The sequence below is a fragment of the Chitinophaga eiseniae genome, assembly GCF_012641265.1.
In the GTDB taxonomy this organism is placed as follows: Bacteria; Bacteroidota; Bacteroidia; order Chitinophagales; family Chitinophagaceae; genus Chitinophaga; species Chitinophaga eiseniae_A.
The window spans coordinates 401,501-416,227 of sequence record NZ_JABAHZ010000006.1 but is presented as its reverse complement, the minus strand read 5'-3'; the positions used below and the strand labels follow the sequence as shown (position 1 = coordinate 416,227).

The following is a 14,727-nucleotide window of genomic DNA, read 5'->3' as shown; positions in this document are numbered from 1 at the left end:
GGCGCAACGGGACTTTTAATTAGTATTTTTCTATCGGCCTTTTTTATTTCTTCGGCTCGGGCAAAGTAAACGTGACCGGCAGGTCAAACTTTACATTCAGCGACTTCCCTTTCTCTTTCCCGGGTTCCCACCGGGGCATACTACTTACTACCCGTACGGCTTCTTCTTCCAACCCATATCCTTTGTAGGGCCCGGAAACATTGGGATACAGGAGATTCCCTTTTTTATCTACGACAAACTGTACATACACTGTACCGGCAACTTTAGCCGCTACGGCTGCTTTAGGAATCCGGAGGTTTTTATCAAGATAATTTTGCAGGGCGGAATCTCCACCCGGAAAGTGCGGGGGATCTGCTACCAGCGTAAATACCTGCTCCATGTCGGGTTGCCGCGTGGTATCTGCTTCGTAATGATGTAAAACTGCCTGCTGATGGGTAGTGGAGGAAAAAGATAGCCCCATGATAATAGGGATCGCCAGGTGACAATAGGATAGTGGCATAGGATTTTTTTATAAAGATGGGTAAAATGAAGCAAAATAAAAAGCCCCCTGCCTTAGCAGAGGGCGATGTTATATGAATAATAGTTGTGTTACTCCTGCAAGGTAAACCGGATGGGCAGATTAAATTCGGTATTGACTGCATGCTTGTTCTGGATGCCGGGATTCCATTTGGGCATGGCTTTCACTACCCTGATGGCTTCATCATCGAGCCCACCACCTTTTTGGGTGCCAACGATATGAATATCCCTGAGATTACCATCATCCATCACAATGAACTGAACGAAAACGGTACCCGAAATGCCCTGTTCCTGGGCACCCCGTGGATATTTAATGTTGGAAGACAGGTATTTGGTCAGTGCTGCCTCGCCGCCACGGAAAGTAGGAGGTTGTTCTACAAATGTAAATATCTCGGTGGGCCCTGGGGAAGGTGGTGGAGGCGGAGGCGGCGTAAATTCAATGTGTTGCTTCCCTGTGGCAGACTTGCTGTCACCCAATGAAAAGCGGATAGGGAGATTGAACTGCACCGATACTGGTTTACCATCTTGTTTGCCGGGTACCCAACGGGGCATCGCATTTACTACGCGCAGGGCCTCTTGTGCTATACCCGCGCCGGGATCTCTGCCTACTAGTTTTGCATTGGAGATGTTCCCTTTTTTATCCACCACAAATTGTACGAAAACGGCGCCCGATATTTTTTTTGCCACGGCCTCCTTGGGATATTTGAGGGTTCGGGTCAGGTAGCTGTTCAAAGAATCCTCTCCTCCTTTAAACACAGGTGGTTGTTCTACAAAAGTAAATACCGGTTCGGATGCAGTTTCTTTTTTGGGCGTTATTTTACGGGGAGTAGTATCCATCACTGCTGCTTCGCTGATAGTGGTGTTAAGCGTCCGAATGGCGGAAGGACGCTTATCAGCCACAAAAGCAAGCGAGCAGAAAATACCGGTTGCTACGGGCAATACCAGGATACGCCGCAGGTAGCTGAATCGGGGCGTATGAAATTGTGTAAGCATAAGTATTCTTCTTTTTATAGGCGGGTGAAAAAAATCGTTGGTAAAACTGAATTGTTTGCTGTGGAAAGCCATTTGCAGGATTGTTTGGGCATAACCGGCTACTTCTTCCCCGGCGGCTTTTTTATCAGCCATAAACTCATGTACCAGCGCCAGCTCCCGTTTAATGATATGGAAGATGGGGTTAATCCAGTATATAGCCGTAACAATTTCCATGAAAAGCTTGTCGGCACTGTGTTTTTCCTGCAAATGCACCAGTTCATGTTTTAGTATTTGCTGGCCTTCTGCTGTCTGCAGGGAGGTGTGCTGATCCCAGAAAATATAGGAAAAGAAAGAAAAGGGCGCTTTGATCTCCTGGTTTTCCACAAACTTATAAGGTGGTACTTCCTGCACCTGGCTGCGGCGTATCAGTTGACGAATATTGAAAATACTCACGAGTATACGTAAGAGTAATAACGCCATCACCAGTGTATACACGGCGTTCATGATGGTCCCTGTGGTAATGGCCGGGTTAGCGGGTGGTATCACCGACTCCCGGAGCGTGATCATGCGACTGGTATACGACATCATGGTCGATGGTTCTTCCTGCGGTATGGGCAACGGGATACGCAACAGGGGCGTGAGCAGCGATATCACTGTAATTAATACCAGGTAATACCGGTTCCATTGGTGAAAACGATTATTGCGCAGTGCTATATAGTAATAACCATACAATACAGCCGAGCAGATGATCACTTTAGCGATATAGGTGAGCAGCAGGTTCATTGTTTGGGTTTTTGGGATTCCTTAATCTGGGTAATCAGTTTTTCCAATTCAGAGATGCTTAATTCCTTTTCTTTCACAAAAAAAGAAACCATGTTGCTGAAAGAGCCGTTGAAATAGCCCTTTACAATGTTATTCACCGTTTTATGGCTGTAGGCATCTTTGGTAACCAGGGCAAAATATTGATGTGATTTACCGAAGGCTTTAAAGTCAACAAAGCCTTTCTCTATCAGGATTTTGATGAGCGTAGACACCGTGTTGTAATGCGGTTTGGGTTCGGGCATTACTTCAATAATGTCTTTCACAAAAGCAGGACCCGTTTCCCACAGGGCTTGCATAATTTGTTCTTCTGCTTTGGTAAGTTGTTTCATCCCTTTTTCGGTTTATGATGTTAAGTTAAAACTAATTATTTAGTTTAAAAACTATTTTTTTAGTTTTTGAGAGAAATAAATCTGGGGAGATTGACATATTAGCACAACGAGTTATTTTTTAATTAGTTATTTTTGCCCGCAACAGATCGTAAAACAGAAAAGGACATGACGGCTGAACAACCTATTATCCAGTTAACAAATGCCAGCATTTACCAGGGGCAATCATTGATTTTGTCTGATGTGAACATCACGGTGAACAAGGGGGAGTTTGTATATCTGATTGGCAAAACCGGTACAGGTAAATCCAGTTTACTGAAGACATTATATGGTGACTTGCCGTTGAACGATGGTACAGGGCAGGTCGTAGGTTTTGATCTGAAGAAGATGGATTGGAAAAAAGTGCCGTATCTTCGCCGGAATCTGGGAGTGGTATTCCAGGATTTCCAGCTGTTGACCGACCGGAATGTGCATGATAACCTGAAGTTTGCCCTGCGGGCTACAGGTTGGCAGGATGTCAAGGAAATGGAGGCTAAGATCACAGATGTACTGGAAAAAGTGGGATTGGGCACCAAGGGATTTAAGATGCCTTATGAGTTGTCGGGAGGAGAACAGCAACGTGTGGATATTGCCCGTGCTATGCTGAACTCACCTAAGCTGATCCTGGCAGATGAGCCTACCGGTAACCTGGATCCGGAAACTTCCGATGGTATTATGCAGTTATTGTTCCGTATCTGCCGGGAGGGAACCGCCATTGTAATGGCCACACATGATTATATTGTATTACAGAAATTTCCGTCGAGGGTGTTAAGAACCGAAAACGGACATGTAACAGATAACGCCGCTGTGAATTTTTCTTCTTAGGAGTTGTTGAGAAGGAGAGATTTACAAATAGTGGTTATCATTCATTTATTATAAATTTCGGGTTAATTGGTAATTCCTATTTTTTAAATTACCTTTGCACCGGAAAAATAGCGACAAAAAACATTATTATTACTTATTATTTTTAAAGATGTCTTACTTAACTGTTGAAAAGAAAGCCAATATTTTTAAGGAATTTGGTGGAAGCGAAAAAAATACCGGCTCTGTAGAAGCACAAATCGCGCTGCTGACTGAGCGTATCAACAGCATTTCCGGTCACCTGAAAGAAAACAAAAAAGATTTCTCTACCCACCGTGGTTTGATGAAGATGGTTGGCCAGAGAAAGCGTTTACTTTCCTACTTATCTAAAACCAACCTCACAGGCTATCGTGCCCTTATCGAGAAGTTAGGTATCAGGAAATAACCATGACTTAATTATAGCGCTATTCCCAACTTTTATGGTTGGGAATAGTTTTTTTGTATGTATACGTTTTGTTATCCTTGTGATTGTAAAATGGATAACGTTATCTCATTAATCCTCACTTTATTATGAATCTGACACCTATTTCAGTGAAGTTCGATATAGGAGACGGTCGTATGGTGACCATCGAAACCGGCAAGTTGGCCCGTCAGGCCGACGGTGCGGTAACGGTGCGTTTAGGGAATTCAATTTTGCTGGCCACTGTGGTAGCAAATAAAGAACCCAAACCAGGTCAGTCTTTCTTCCCCCTTACAGTTGATTACCAGGAAAAATTTGCATCCGCCGGCCGCATACCCGGTTCATTTTTCAAGCGTGAAGGTCGGTTGTCTGATTCCGAGGTATTGATTTCCCGCCTGATTGACCGCGCGCTGCGCCCCCTGTTCCCCGATAACTATTTATGTGAAGTACAGGTACTCGTTACCCTGATATCTTCCGATCCGGAAGTAATGCCGGACGCACTGGCCTGCCTGGCTGCATCTGCTGCGCTGGCTGTTTCTGATGTGCCCATCCAGGAAATTATTTCCGAAGTACGTGTTGCCCGCATTGATGGCAAATACGTGATCAACCCTAACCGCACAGAACTGGCTAAAGCCGACATGGACTTCATCATTGGTGCTACCGACAAGAACATCATGATGGTGGAAGGTGAAAGTAAGGAATGCCAGGAAGAAGACCTGATCCTGGCCATCGAGGCAGCACATGCTGCTATCCGTGTACAGGTGAAGGCACAGGAAGAACTGCGTGACCTGAAAGGTGTGAAAGGCAAACGTGAGTACGCACAACCTCACCAGAACGAAGAACTGGAAGCAAAAGTAGCAGCCTTTGCTACTGAAAAAATATATAAGGTGGCTAAATCCGCCTCCGCCAAGCACGATCGCAGTGATGCTTTTGCTGCTATCGGCGAAGAGCTGAAAGAACACCTGGGCGAATTGCCCGAAGAGGATCAGCCGCTGGTAAAAGAATACCTGCACGACCTGGAAAAAGAAGTGATCCGTAACATGATCCTGGATGAATCTGTTCGCCTGGATGGACGTTCACTGGACCAGGTGCGCCCACTGGCAATGGAAACTGATATCCTGCCTTCTCCTCACGGTTCTGCCCTGTTTACCCGTGGTGAAACACAGTCCCTGACTACTGTTACCCTCGGTACTCCAGAAGATGAACTGCTGATAGAAACTGCTGCTGTTTCCAACTATTCCAAATTCATCCTGCATTACAACTTCCCTCCATTCTCTACCGGGGAAGTAAAAATGATGCGCGGTCCCGGCCGTCGCGAAGTAGGACACGGTAACCTGGCGATGCGCTCCCTGAAGCAAATGATGCCGGGAAGCGACTATGCTTACACGGTAAGGGTAGTTTCCGATATCCTCGAATCCAATGGTTCTTCCTCCATGGCTACTGTATGTGCCGGTTCACTGGCACTGATGGACGCAGGCGTACCTTTGCCTAAACACGTTTCCGGTGTGGCAATGGGACTGATCTCCCGCGCTTCCGATGGTAAATGGGCGGTATTAACCGATATCCTCGGTGATGAAGATCACCTGGGTGACATGGACTTTAAAGTTACCGGTACCCGCGATGGTATCGTTGGTATACAGATGGACATTAAAGTAGATGGTTTAAGCATGGATGTAATGCGCTCTGCACTGGCTCAGGCCAGGAAAGGTCGCCTGCATATCATTGAGGCCATGTACGAAGCAGTACCTGCTGCCCGTCCTGAACCTAAACCACACGCTCCACGCATGGAGAAGATTATTATCGACCGTGAATTTATCGGCGCTGTAATCGGACCCGGTGGTAAGATTATACAGGAAATTCAACGTGAAACCGGTACTACCATCAACATTGAAGAAGTGGGTGAAACCGGTGAAGTAAGCATCTTCTCTGCACAGAAAGATGGCCTGGATAAAGCGGTTGCATGGGTGAAAGGAATCATTGCGGTACCTGAAGTAGGTGAAGTATATGAATCCGTAGTAAAATCCATCATGCCTTATGGTGCTTTCGTTGAGTTCATGCCTGGTAAACAAGGCTTACTCCATATCTCTGAAGTTTCCTGGAAACGCCTGGAAACGATGGAAGGTGTGCTGTCTGAAGGTGAAAAAGTGAAAGTGAAACTGACTGGTACCGATCCTAAAACCGGTAAGTTTAAGCTGAGCCGCAAAGTGCTGATGCCTAAACCAGAAGGTTATGTAGAAAGACCAGAACGTGAAGAACGCGGCGACAGACCAGAAAGAGGCGAGTTCCGTGACCGTGGTGATCGTGGCGACAGACGTGGTCCCCGTGACGACAGACGCGGTGGCGATGACAGACGTGGCGGTGGCGACAGACGTGATTTCAACCGTGGCGACCGTGACCACAACCGTGGTGGCGGCGATTACAACAGCCGCAACGAAAAACCACAGGAGCCTACCTTTGATGCAGAATAAGCATCGTAATAGCTAGCGATAACTGGAATTAAATAAAAAGAAAGCAGTCACCCCCGGTGGCTGCTTTCCCATTTTAAGTAAACTTACTACCGCCTGGTGAGCTGCTCTACCCGGAAAGTACTCTCCCGGAAAATCTCTTTCCCACTGTTTAACCGGAATACCCGGTAGTTTTTTCCATCTACTGGTTCTGCAATCATTTTATACGCAGGTTGGGCTGCTTTGGTGCTCCTGTCGATCACCCGCACGGTGCCTGCTGCCAACAGGTCTGGCAATAGTTCTTCCACATAAGGCAGCATAATGCCTCCATCTTCGGCCCACAGCATATTCATTTTACTGGTGCTATAGCTGAAGTCCTTATTGGTGCTGTCTTCCAGGTAGCAATAGGCTTTACGGAAATGATTACCCATATCGATCGCATTCATCCGGGAAAATTGTACGCTATTAAATACTTTATTATCGTACTTATGACCGCGTAGCGTAGTATCCATAGATACCATATAATCATAGAGGGTTTTACGATCGAAGATCATGGTCACATTTTCGGTCTGGTACACGATAGAATCAGTGATAGGTTCAGCAGGTTTTACTTTAATCACCTGGGCCATGCCGGCAAACGACACGGTGATACCGGCCAGCAGCAAGAACAGTGCTTTCATAGGATATTTTATATTATTTATAAATCAAATATAAATAAAAAGCATCAAGCGGAGAGAAGAAAGCTTTGGGCTTTACGTTATCTTTGCGCTCTATGTCTTACATTGCTATAACTATGCGTACAGGCGCGGAGCAGTCTGACCTGTTGGTGGCCCAGCTATCGTTGCTGGGTTATGAAGGATTTGAGGAGCAAACCGATGCACTGGTCGCCTATATCCCGGAAGCTGATTTTGATGAGGCTTTACTGAAGGAAACACTGGCTCCTCACGGTGTTAGCTATACGAAAGAAACAATTTTGCCGGAGAACTGGAATGCGGTGTGGGAAAGCAATTTTGAGCCAGTGCAGGTGGACGATTTTTGTGGTATCCGGGCAGATTTCCATCGCCCATTTGATCCGCAGCCTGCCTATGAAATTGTGATTACGCCTAAGATGTCGTTCGGAACAGGGCATCATGCTACTACTTCTTCCATGATAAAGCTGATGGAATCGCTCGTTTTTTCCGGAAAACGCGTATTTGATTTCGGTACCGGCACTGGTATCCTGGCTATCCTGGCAGAAATGATGGGTGCTGCTGTAGTAGATGCCATTGATTACGATGAATGGGCTGTTAATAACACGATAGAAAATATCGCTGCCAATAATATGAAAAAGATAAAGATCTGGCAGGCGGATAATCTTGATGCTATTACCGAAAAATATGATATATTGCTGGCAAATATCAACTGTAACATTTTACTACAATTTATGGGAGATATGCGCAGACTGTTACAACCAGGGGGAATACTGCTGTTGAGTGGGATCCTGCCATCGGATGAGGCGCAAATCACCGAATCTGCTGTTAGTCAGGGATTTGTAAAGGAAAAGAAGATAGAAAAGAACAACTGGCTGGCAATGCAGTTTATGGCTGTCTGACAAAATTTATTAAAAGTTACATATAAAAAGTGTTGATAATCCAACTTTTGTGTTACAATCTTTTCTAATATTCTCTCTATTTTAACACAGAATTTGTTATCTTAGCATTCCTAACTTGTAGTGATGATAGAAGTTTTATTGCTTTTTTGTGCTTATCTGATAGGATCTGTTCCTACAGCTGTCTGGGTGAGTAAAGGCGTTTTCGGTATGGACATCAGGGAGTACGGTAGCGGCAATGCCGGTGCTACCAATACTTTCCGGGTACTGGGGCCTAAAGCCGGTACTTTTGTAATGGTGGTAGATATGCTGAAAGGTGTATTAGCAGTACGATTGGCTTATCTGGCGCCCTATTACCTCGATCCCGAACACCTTACTCAACTTGTGAACCTGCAGATAGGTTTAGGCCTGGCTGCTGTGGTAGGTCATATATTTCCTATTTGGGCAAACTTTAAAGGCGGAAAGGGAATTGCCACCCTGTTCGGGTTGGTACTGGCTATTCAGCCATTGGTAGCTCTTTGCTGTGTGGGGGTGTTTTTAATGATCCTGTTCCTGACCAGGTATGTATCGCTCAGCTCTATCATTGCCAGTATTGCTTTCCCGATATTGATCCTGTACATTTTTAATGAGCCCGAGATATTTTATCGCATTTTTGCTATTGCTGTGGCACTCATGGTGGTACTCACGCATCAGAAGAATATTACGCGGTTGTTGAAAGGTGTGGAAAGTAAAGTACCCCTCTTTAAGAACAAAAAAGACAAAAACTAGTTATAGTTATAATACTAAAGCATGAAGCAAAGAGCTATGGCCACAAAATGTGCATGCTTTTTGCTTTGTGCTTTTTGCGTTGTACGCATTTCTAAATAATATTCCCATGAAAAAGTATTTCTTACTCTTTACAGCTAGCCTGGGATTGGCAGCATGTTCGCGTGTACCTATTACTGGTCGTAGCCAGTTAAATCTTGTTCCTGAAAGCACTATGGAATCAATGGCCTTACAGGAATACCAGTCATTCCTGTCGTCTAATAAGGTAGTATCACAAACTACCAGCAAAGACGCTGAAATGGTAAGAAGGGTAGGGCAGCGTATCGCGGCGGCGGTGACCCGGTACATGAACCAGAATAATATGGGAAATGAAATCGCCAATTATAAATGGGAATTCAACCTGGTAGACAGTAAAGAAGTGAATGCCTGGTGTATGCCCGGTGGAAAAGTGGTAGTATATACCGGACTGTTGCCTGTCACTCAAAATGAAACTGCACTGGCCTGTGTAATGGGGCATGAAATTGCGCACGCTATTGCCCGTCACGGTAACGAACGTATGAGCCAGGGATTGGTAATGCAGGGAATACAGGTAGCTGGCGCTGTGGCATTGAACAAGAACCCAACGGCAGTAAATATATTTAACCAGGCATTTGGTGTAGGTGGTAATATGGGGATGCTGGCATTTTCCCGTGGTAATGAACTGGAAGCAGATCACCTGGGTGTGATATTCATGGCCATGGCCGGATACAATCCACAGGAAGCTATTCCATTCTGGCAGCGTATGGCCAATATGAGCAACGGACAAAAGCCACCTGAGTTCTTAAGTACTCACCCCAGCGATGCTACCCGTGTACAGAAATTACAACAGCTGATGCCGGAAGCAATGAAATATTATACGCCAGGAAGGGGGTAAAGGCATAAAGCATAAAGCTATTGAGGCGAATGATCAATGCGATTTTACATATTCGCTAAGATCATTCGCCTCAATAGCTTTTATACTTTCAGTTTATTCTGTAAGAATATCTATTACCTTTTTATTCTTCTGGGCCTTCATCTTATCTGGTATATGAGCCAGGATCTCTTTCTTGAAGGCCTCTATGAGTGCCTGCTTAATAAAATGGCGGTGAGTGACCAGGCTGATTTCCCTCACCGGTTCCGGAGCTTTGAAATAGCGGACCATATTGAGTTGCCGGGTATTCAGATCCTGCAGCGACAGCTCTGGTAAAATCGTATAGCCTTCATTAAGGTCTACCATCCTTTTCAAGGTTTCAACACTGCCGGTATTATATTCCAGGTTTTTGTTATCACCCATGGTGAATTTATCCTTACAGATATTCAGTACCTGGTTGCGCATACAGTGTCCCTCATTCAGCAGCCATACCTCTTTGATGTCCAGCTCTTCAGCCTTCACTATCTTTTTGTCGTAGAGGGGATTGCTTTTAGCCGTGTATACCACGAACGATTCGTAAAACAGCGGATGCTCTTCCAGGTGTGGATTGTGCAGGGGAGTAGCCAGCAGGCCGCAATCCAGCAGTTCCTGCTTCAGCTGTTGCATGATCTGCTCTGTAGGATATTCCCATATCTCCAGCTTTACCTTCGGATACTTTTTCATAAAGCCGGTAAGGATACGGGGAAGCAGATAGGGTGCCAGCGTAGGGATAATGCCCACTTTCAGGTTCCCCTGTATTTCTTTTTTCTGATCGGCAATGATTTCACGGATGCGGGCATTTTCCTTGATAATGATCCTGGCCTGAGCTACCACGGAAACGCCTATTTCAGTAGGGACTACGGGTAGTTTGCTACGATCAAACAGTTTAATCCCTAATTCATCTTCCAGTTTTTGTATCTGCATACTCAGTGTTGGCTGGGTCACAAAACACTTTTCTGCTGCTAATACAAAGCTCCTGTAGGTATCCACTGCCACGATGTATTCCAATTGAACTGTCGTCATTTCCTCTAAATTGATAGCGTAAAGGTATCAATAAAATCTATAGGGTAGCACATAAAAAAAGCAGAAAGCACGATGCTTTCTGCCGGGTATCTTTTGAATTTATACTATTAGAATATCCTGTAACGGTATTTGATTTTTTCTGTATTGCTATAGAGCTCACGAATATTGATAGATGCCTGGATTTCGCCCACCGCTTCTGTTTTCAGGTTTCTAAACTCTGCCTGTTTGGTATCGATAATGCTTTTATCGGCCAGCCCGTTGTCCTGGGCTATTTTCAGTGAATTGTTCACCTTGGTGTAATAAGAGTCCAGCAGGGTAAAGTATTCGTTGTAAAGGTTTTCGAAACGTTTGGTTTGAAGTACCAGGTCTTCCAGCTGGTTATTCACCTCTTTCAGGGAAGAATTTTCCCGGAGCAGGGATTCGTAGTCGATACGTTTATTCTTGGTATACTTTGCTTCCAGCTGGTTGAAGTAATCAACTACCTTTTCTTTCTTGAAGTCAAAAAAGTATTCATTCATGGTCTGGCTCAGGCCCTGGTTACCCTTTTGAGGCGCAGGGAATCTCAGCGAGGTAGCTGTAAACGACAGGTGATCGAACAGGTTATCCTGCAGCAGGCTTAACTGATCTTTATTGAAGTTGAGGCCATATTCAAATTTCTGATTGGCATCGTTCAATGCGGTGTAATAAACAACATATTTATTGAGTTCCTTCTCAAATTCCTGCAGCGATTTCTGGTTGATCTGTTTGTTATTCACACTTACGCTATGCAGGAAATTCATCACTGAATTGGCAATGGCCAAAGGTGGTGTTAATGAAGTGAAGCTCTGGAAAATGGGGCTGTTGATAATGGATTTGGTCGATTCAACAATTTTTGAATTCTTTTCTCCCTTATCACTTTTATTCTTCAGGATGATTTTTTCTACCAGCTCCACAATACGATCACTTAGCGAAAAGCCCAGGGCTTTACTTTCCGGGTTATTCAGCGAGGTGATAAATACATCCAGGTTATTGGTAGTAGTACGTGATTTAAGGTCAATAATCTTTTTGTTGAGTAAATAATAAGTCTCACTGGCGTTAATGATATTGTTTTTAATCAATTCATATTTAGTGATATTATCGATTTCTTTACCCTGTAATAAAGCCTGGATGGCATTGGAGTTTTGCTTATCGTTATCGGTGATCCGCTGTACTTCTTCCATAAGTTTACGGATGGTAGTATCCTGGGTTTTGATAACAGGAGCAACAGTGCTTTTTAGTTCAGGATCTTGTGCCTGTGCAGTATGGAAGGTTAAAAGAAGAACAAGCGGAGCCGGTATAACTTTCACCCATCCTGATGACAGGAACCTTTGAGCCATTTGTACTAACGGTAATGAACCATAACACTTGTCAGTCAAGAGGTTATCATGCTTCATTTCCGTTGGTAGGTGTTTTAACATGTGATTGTTACTTTTTGTTAACAAAAATTTAAGAAAATATGATGCCAAAAACATCATCAGGCAAAGATAAATAATTAATAACAGTTAAAATTAAATCATGATAGGTGGTGAAATGAGGCTTTTCTGTGAGATATTTTGAATTATCAACAGGTGACTTACCTTTGCAGCCAAATTTGATCCACTTTCATGCTTAATAACAAAAAGATTGTGGTTGTATTACCGGCCTACAACGCAGCGTTAACGCTGGAAAAGACCTTCCGGGAGATCCCTTTTGAGATCGTAGATGATGTAGTATTGGTAGACGACGCCAGTAAAGACGATACCCTGGAAGTAGGGCGTAAGCTGGGTATCCAGCACCTGATCCGCCATGATAAGAACAAAGGTTATGGCGGCAACCAGAAATCCTGTTATAATAAGGCATTGGAGCTGGGCGCAGACATTGTAGTGATGCTGCATCCTGACTACCAGTATACGCCCAAGCTGATTACAGCCATGTGCAGCATTATTGCCAACGATGTATACCCGGTGGTGTTTGGCTCCAGGATCCTGGGAAAGGGTGCGCTGAAAGGCGGTATGCCGATGTATAAATACGTATTTAACCGTTTCCTGACACTGACACAAAACATCCTGATCGGCCAGAAGCTGAGTGAGTATCATACAGGTTACCGTACTTTTTCGGCAGAAGTACTTAACAATATCAATTACATGGCTGATAGCGATGACTTTGTGTTTGACAATGAAATGGTTTCACAGATCTTCATGAAAGGCTATGATATTGCTGAGGTGACTTGTCCTACCAAGTATTTCGACGAGGCATCCAGCATCAATTTTAAGCGGAGCGCCATTTATGGATTGGGCGTATTGAGAGTGTCGGTACAGCATCGTTTGCACAAATGGGGTATTATAAAAGCTAAGATTTATTAAAAATTTAATATAAGCAGTGGGTTTAGCGCAACAGTATAATTTAGCCGGTAAATACCTGAAGTACTATTTTACTTCGGGTAATCGTCACGATGTACATTCTCCTTTTGTATATGCATTGATAGAGGATGTGTTGCTGGATAAAAGCAAGCATGCCGCGTTTGCGGAAATAGAAGCGTTGCGCAAACAATTGCTGCACAGTGATGAAACGCTGCAGGTGACCGACCTGGGCGCCGGATCGCTGATTTCAGCCGGTAATGAACGGCGGGTAAGGGATATTACCCGTTATGCCGCCAAACAGCCCAAATTCGGGCAGTTGTTCTATCGGCTGATACAATACCTCCAACCGGCCCGGATCCTTGAATTGGGGACCTCTATGGGCCTTTCTACGGCTTATATGGCCAAAGCGGCTCCCAAAGCAAAAGTATATACCATTGAAGGCTGCCCAAATATTGCTGCCCGGGCAGCGAAAAATTTTGAAGCCCTGCATCTCCGCAATATCATCCAGGTAACGGGGAACTTTGATACCGTACTGCCGGACGTGTTAAAGCAGATGCAGTTGCCGGATTGGGTTTATATAGACGGCAACCACCGTAAGGAACCAACGCTGGCATATTTTGAGCAATGCCTGCAGTTTGCTGATGAGTACTCCGTTTTCATCTTTGACGACATTCACTGGACACCTGATATGGAAGCCGCCTGGCATACCATCCAGGCACATCCCCAGGTAACTTTAACCATCGACCTGTTTTTCATCGGGTTGGTATTCTTCCGGAAGGATTTTAAAGTGAAACAACATTTTACATTGAAATACTGACTTAGCGGTAGTATATTGGGTATAAAATTCCCGCTATGCAATACCTCAAAGTTTTGTTACTGGCCTGCCTGTTAACTACCGGTATGGTGGCCTCGGCGCAGGAGGACCTGTCTACCTATAGCTCCCAAACATTTATCCGTAAGGGAGATACCCTTCGTTACCGTCTTTTGCTACCGCTGCATTACGACGCCCATAAGAAATATCCGTTGATCGTATTCCTGCATGGCGCAGGGGAGCGTGGCGCCGACAATAATGCGCAACTGCTGCATGGCGGCACGATGTTTTTGCGCGATAGTATCCGGGAGCATTACCCCGCGATTGTAATTTTCCCACAATTACCATTAAACCAGACCTGGGCGCCTATGAATTTTGTAAGTGATAGCGCCGGAAAGTTTCAACGGGTAGATTTTCCGCTGGATGCTACCCCTTCACCAGCTACTACACTCGTCAATAGCTTACTGGATAGTCTATTGGCTTCTGGTAAGGTAGATACCAAACGTGTATACCTGGGCGGTTTGTCGCTGGGTGGCATGGGTACGTTCTACCTGATTACCAAACGGCCTAAGCTGTTTGCCGCTGCTTTCCCCATTTGCGGCGCCGGCAACGTAGAAGCGGCCGGTAATTTCGCTAAAAAGGTACCAGTATGGATTTTCCACGGCGGCGATGATAAGGTGGTACCGGTAGAAGCCTCCCGCGCTTATGACGCCAAACTGAAGGCCCTGGGAGCAGAAGAAAAGTATACGGAATATCCCGGCGTGGGACATAATAGCTGGGATAATGTGTTTATAGAGCCGGGATTAATGACCTGGTTGTTTGAACACCAAAAGAAATAATAACATTTTTAAAATAAATTGGGGAGATAGCAACCA

General features: G+C 44.8%; 15 protein-coding genes. 9 read left to right on the top strand and 6 right to left on the bottom strand.

Going from position 1 to position 14,727, the window contains the following annotated elements; all coding sequences use genetic code 11:
• Nucleotides 1-43: 43 nt before the first annotated feature.
• The 3 genes from HGH91_RS23855 to HGH91_RS23845 all read right to left on the bottom strand — a co-directional run bounded on the left by HGH91_RS23855 (nt 44) and on the right by HGH91_RS23845 (nt 2,639).
• Nucleotides 44-499: a TonB family protein gene (locus tag HGH91_RS23855; protein WP_168741326.1), complete on the bottom strand. Its 456-nt coding sequence runs from the start codon at nt 497-499 to the stop codon at nt 44-46.
• Between the two features lie 89 nt (nt 500-588).
• On the bottom strand, nt 589-2,271 hold the full coding sequence (locus tag HGH91_RS23850; RefSeq protein WP_168741325.1) for a M56 family metallopeptidase: 1,683 nt from the start codon (nt 2,269-2,271) through the stop codon (nt 589-591).
• Nucleotides 2,268-2,639, bottom strand: a complete 372-nt coding sequence (locus tag HGH91_RS23845; protein ID WP_145671949.1) for a BlaI/MecI/CopY family transcriptional regulator — start codon at nt 2,637-2,639, stop codon at nt 2,268-2,270. The genes HGH91_RS23850 and HGH91_RS23845 overlap by 4 nt, the downstream gene beginning before the upstream one ends.
• Nucleotides 2,640-2,804: 165 nt before the next feature.
• Here HGH91_RS23845 and HGH91_RS23840 point away from each other — a divergent pair, with 165 nt between their 5' ends.
• The 3 genes from HGH91_RS23840 to HGH91_RS23830 all read left to right on the top strand — a co-directional run bounded on the left by HGH91_RS23840 (nt 2,805) and on the right by HGH91_RS23830 (nt 6,404).
• Entirely contained in the window at nt 2,805-3,500 is a 696-nt protein-coding gene (locus HGH91_RS23840; protein ID WP_168741323.1) for a cell division ATP-binding protein FtsE, read from the top strand.
• A 148-nt stretch (nt 3,501-3,648) separates the two neighbouring features.
• Nucleotides 3,649-3,921, top strand: coding sequence for a 30S ribosomal protein S15 (gene rpsO, locus HGH91_RS23835; RefSeq protein WP_145671947.1), 273 nt, complete (start codon nt 3,649-3,651; stop codon nt 3,919-3,921).
• Between the two features lie 125 nt (nt 3,922-4,046).
• On the top strand, nt 4,047-6,404 hold the full coding sequence (locus HGH91_RS23830; protein ID WP_168741321.1) for a polyribonucleotide nucleotidyltransferase: 2,358 nt from the start codon (nt 4,047-4,049) through the stop codon (nt 6,402-6,404).
• A gap of 86 nt (nt 6,405-6,490) precedes the next feature.
• Here HGH91_RS23830 and HGH91_RS23825 read toward each other — a convergent pair whose 3' ends face one another.
• Nucleotides 6,491-7,060: a hypothetical protein gene (locus HGH91_RS23825; protein ID WP_168741320.1), complete on the bottom strand. Its 570-nt coding sequence runs from the start codon at nt 7,058-7,060 to the stop codon at nt 6,491-6,493.
• A 92-nt stretch (nt 7,061-7,152) separates the two neighbouring features.
• Here HGH91_RS23825 and prmA point away from each other — a divergent pair, with 92 nt between their 5' ends.
• The 3 genes from prmA to HGH91_RS23810 all read left to right on the top strand — a co-directional run bounded on the left by prmA (nt 7,153) and on the right by HGH91_RS23810 (nt 9,646).
• Complete coding sequence (prmA, locus tag HGH91_RS23820) at nt 7,153-7,971, top strand: 50S ribosomal protein L11 methyltransferase (RefSeq protein WP_262888347.1); 819 nt, start codon at nt 7,153-7,155, stop codon at nt 7,969-7,971.
• A gap of 123 nt (nt 7,972-8,094) precedes the next feature.
• Nucleotides 8,095-8,736: a glycerol-3-phosphate 1-O-acyltransferase PlsY gene (gene plsY / locus HGH91_RS23815; RefSeq protein ID WP_145671936.1), complete on the top strand. Its 642-nt coding sequence runs from the start codon at nt 8,095-8,097 to the stop codon at nt 8,734-8,736.
• A 106-nt stretch (nt 8,737-8,842) separates the two neighbouring features.
• A complete protein-coding gene (locus HGH91_RS23810; protein WP_168741316.1) occupies nt 8,843-9,646 on the top strand; it encodes a M48 family metallopeptidase in 804 nt (267 codons plus the stop codon).
• A gap of 93 nt (nt 9,647-9,739) precedes the next feature.
• On the opposite strand, the gene HGH91_RS23805 is transcribed toward HGH91_RS23810, so the two are convergent.
• Both HGH91_RS23805 and HGH91_RS23800 read right to left on the bottom strand, forming a co-directional pair.
• Nucleotides 9,740-10,684, bottom strand: a complete 945-nt coding sequence (locus HGH91_RS23805) for a hydrogen peroxide-inducible genes activator (RefSeq protein WP_145671929.1) — start codon at nt 10,682-10,684, stop codon at nt 9,740-9,742.
• A 107-nt stretch (nt 10,685-10,791) separates the two neighbouring features.
• The gene (locus HGH91_RS23800) at nt 10,792-12,120 is read right to left on the bottom strand and encodes a hypothetical protein (RefSeq protein WP_168741314.1); all 1,329 of its coding nucleotides are present in this window, start codon (nt 12,118-12,120) and stop codon (nt 10,792-10,794) included.
• A gap of 186 nt (nt 12,121-12,306) precedes the next feature.
• Here HGH91_RS23800 and HGH91_RS23795 point away from each other — a divergent pair, with 186 nt between their 5' ends.
• The 3 genes from HGH91_RS23795 to HGH91_RS23785 are packed head-to-tail and all read left to right on the top strand — an operon-like array spanning nt 12,307 to nt 14,691.
• On the top strand, nt 12,307-13,044 hold the full coding sequence (locus HGH91_RS23795; RefSeq protein WP_145671925.1) for a glycosyltransferase family 2 protein: 738 nt from the start codon (nt 12,307-12,309) through the stop codon (nt 13,042-13,044).
• Nucleotides 13,045-13,060: 16 nt separating this feature from the next.
• Entirely contained in the window at nt 13,061-13,858 is a 798-nt protein-coding gene (locus HGH91_RS23790; RefSeq protein ID WP_168741313.1) for an O-methyltransferase, read from the top strand.
• 35 nt (nt 13,859-13,893) lie between these two features.
• Complete coding sequence (locus HGH91_RS23785; protein ID WP_168741311.1) at nt 13,894-14,691, top strand: alpha/beta hydrolase-fold protein; 798 nt, start codon at nt 13,894-13,896, stop codon at nt 14,689-14,691.
• The last annotated feature ends 36 nt before the right edge of the window (nt 14,692-14,727 follow it).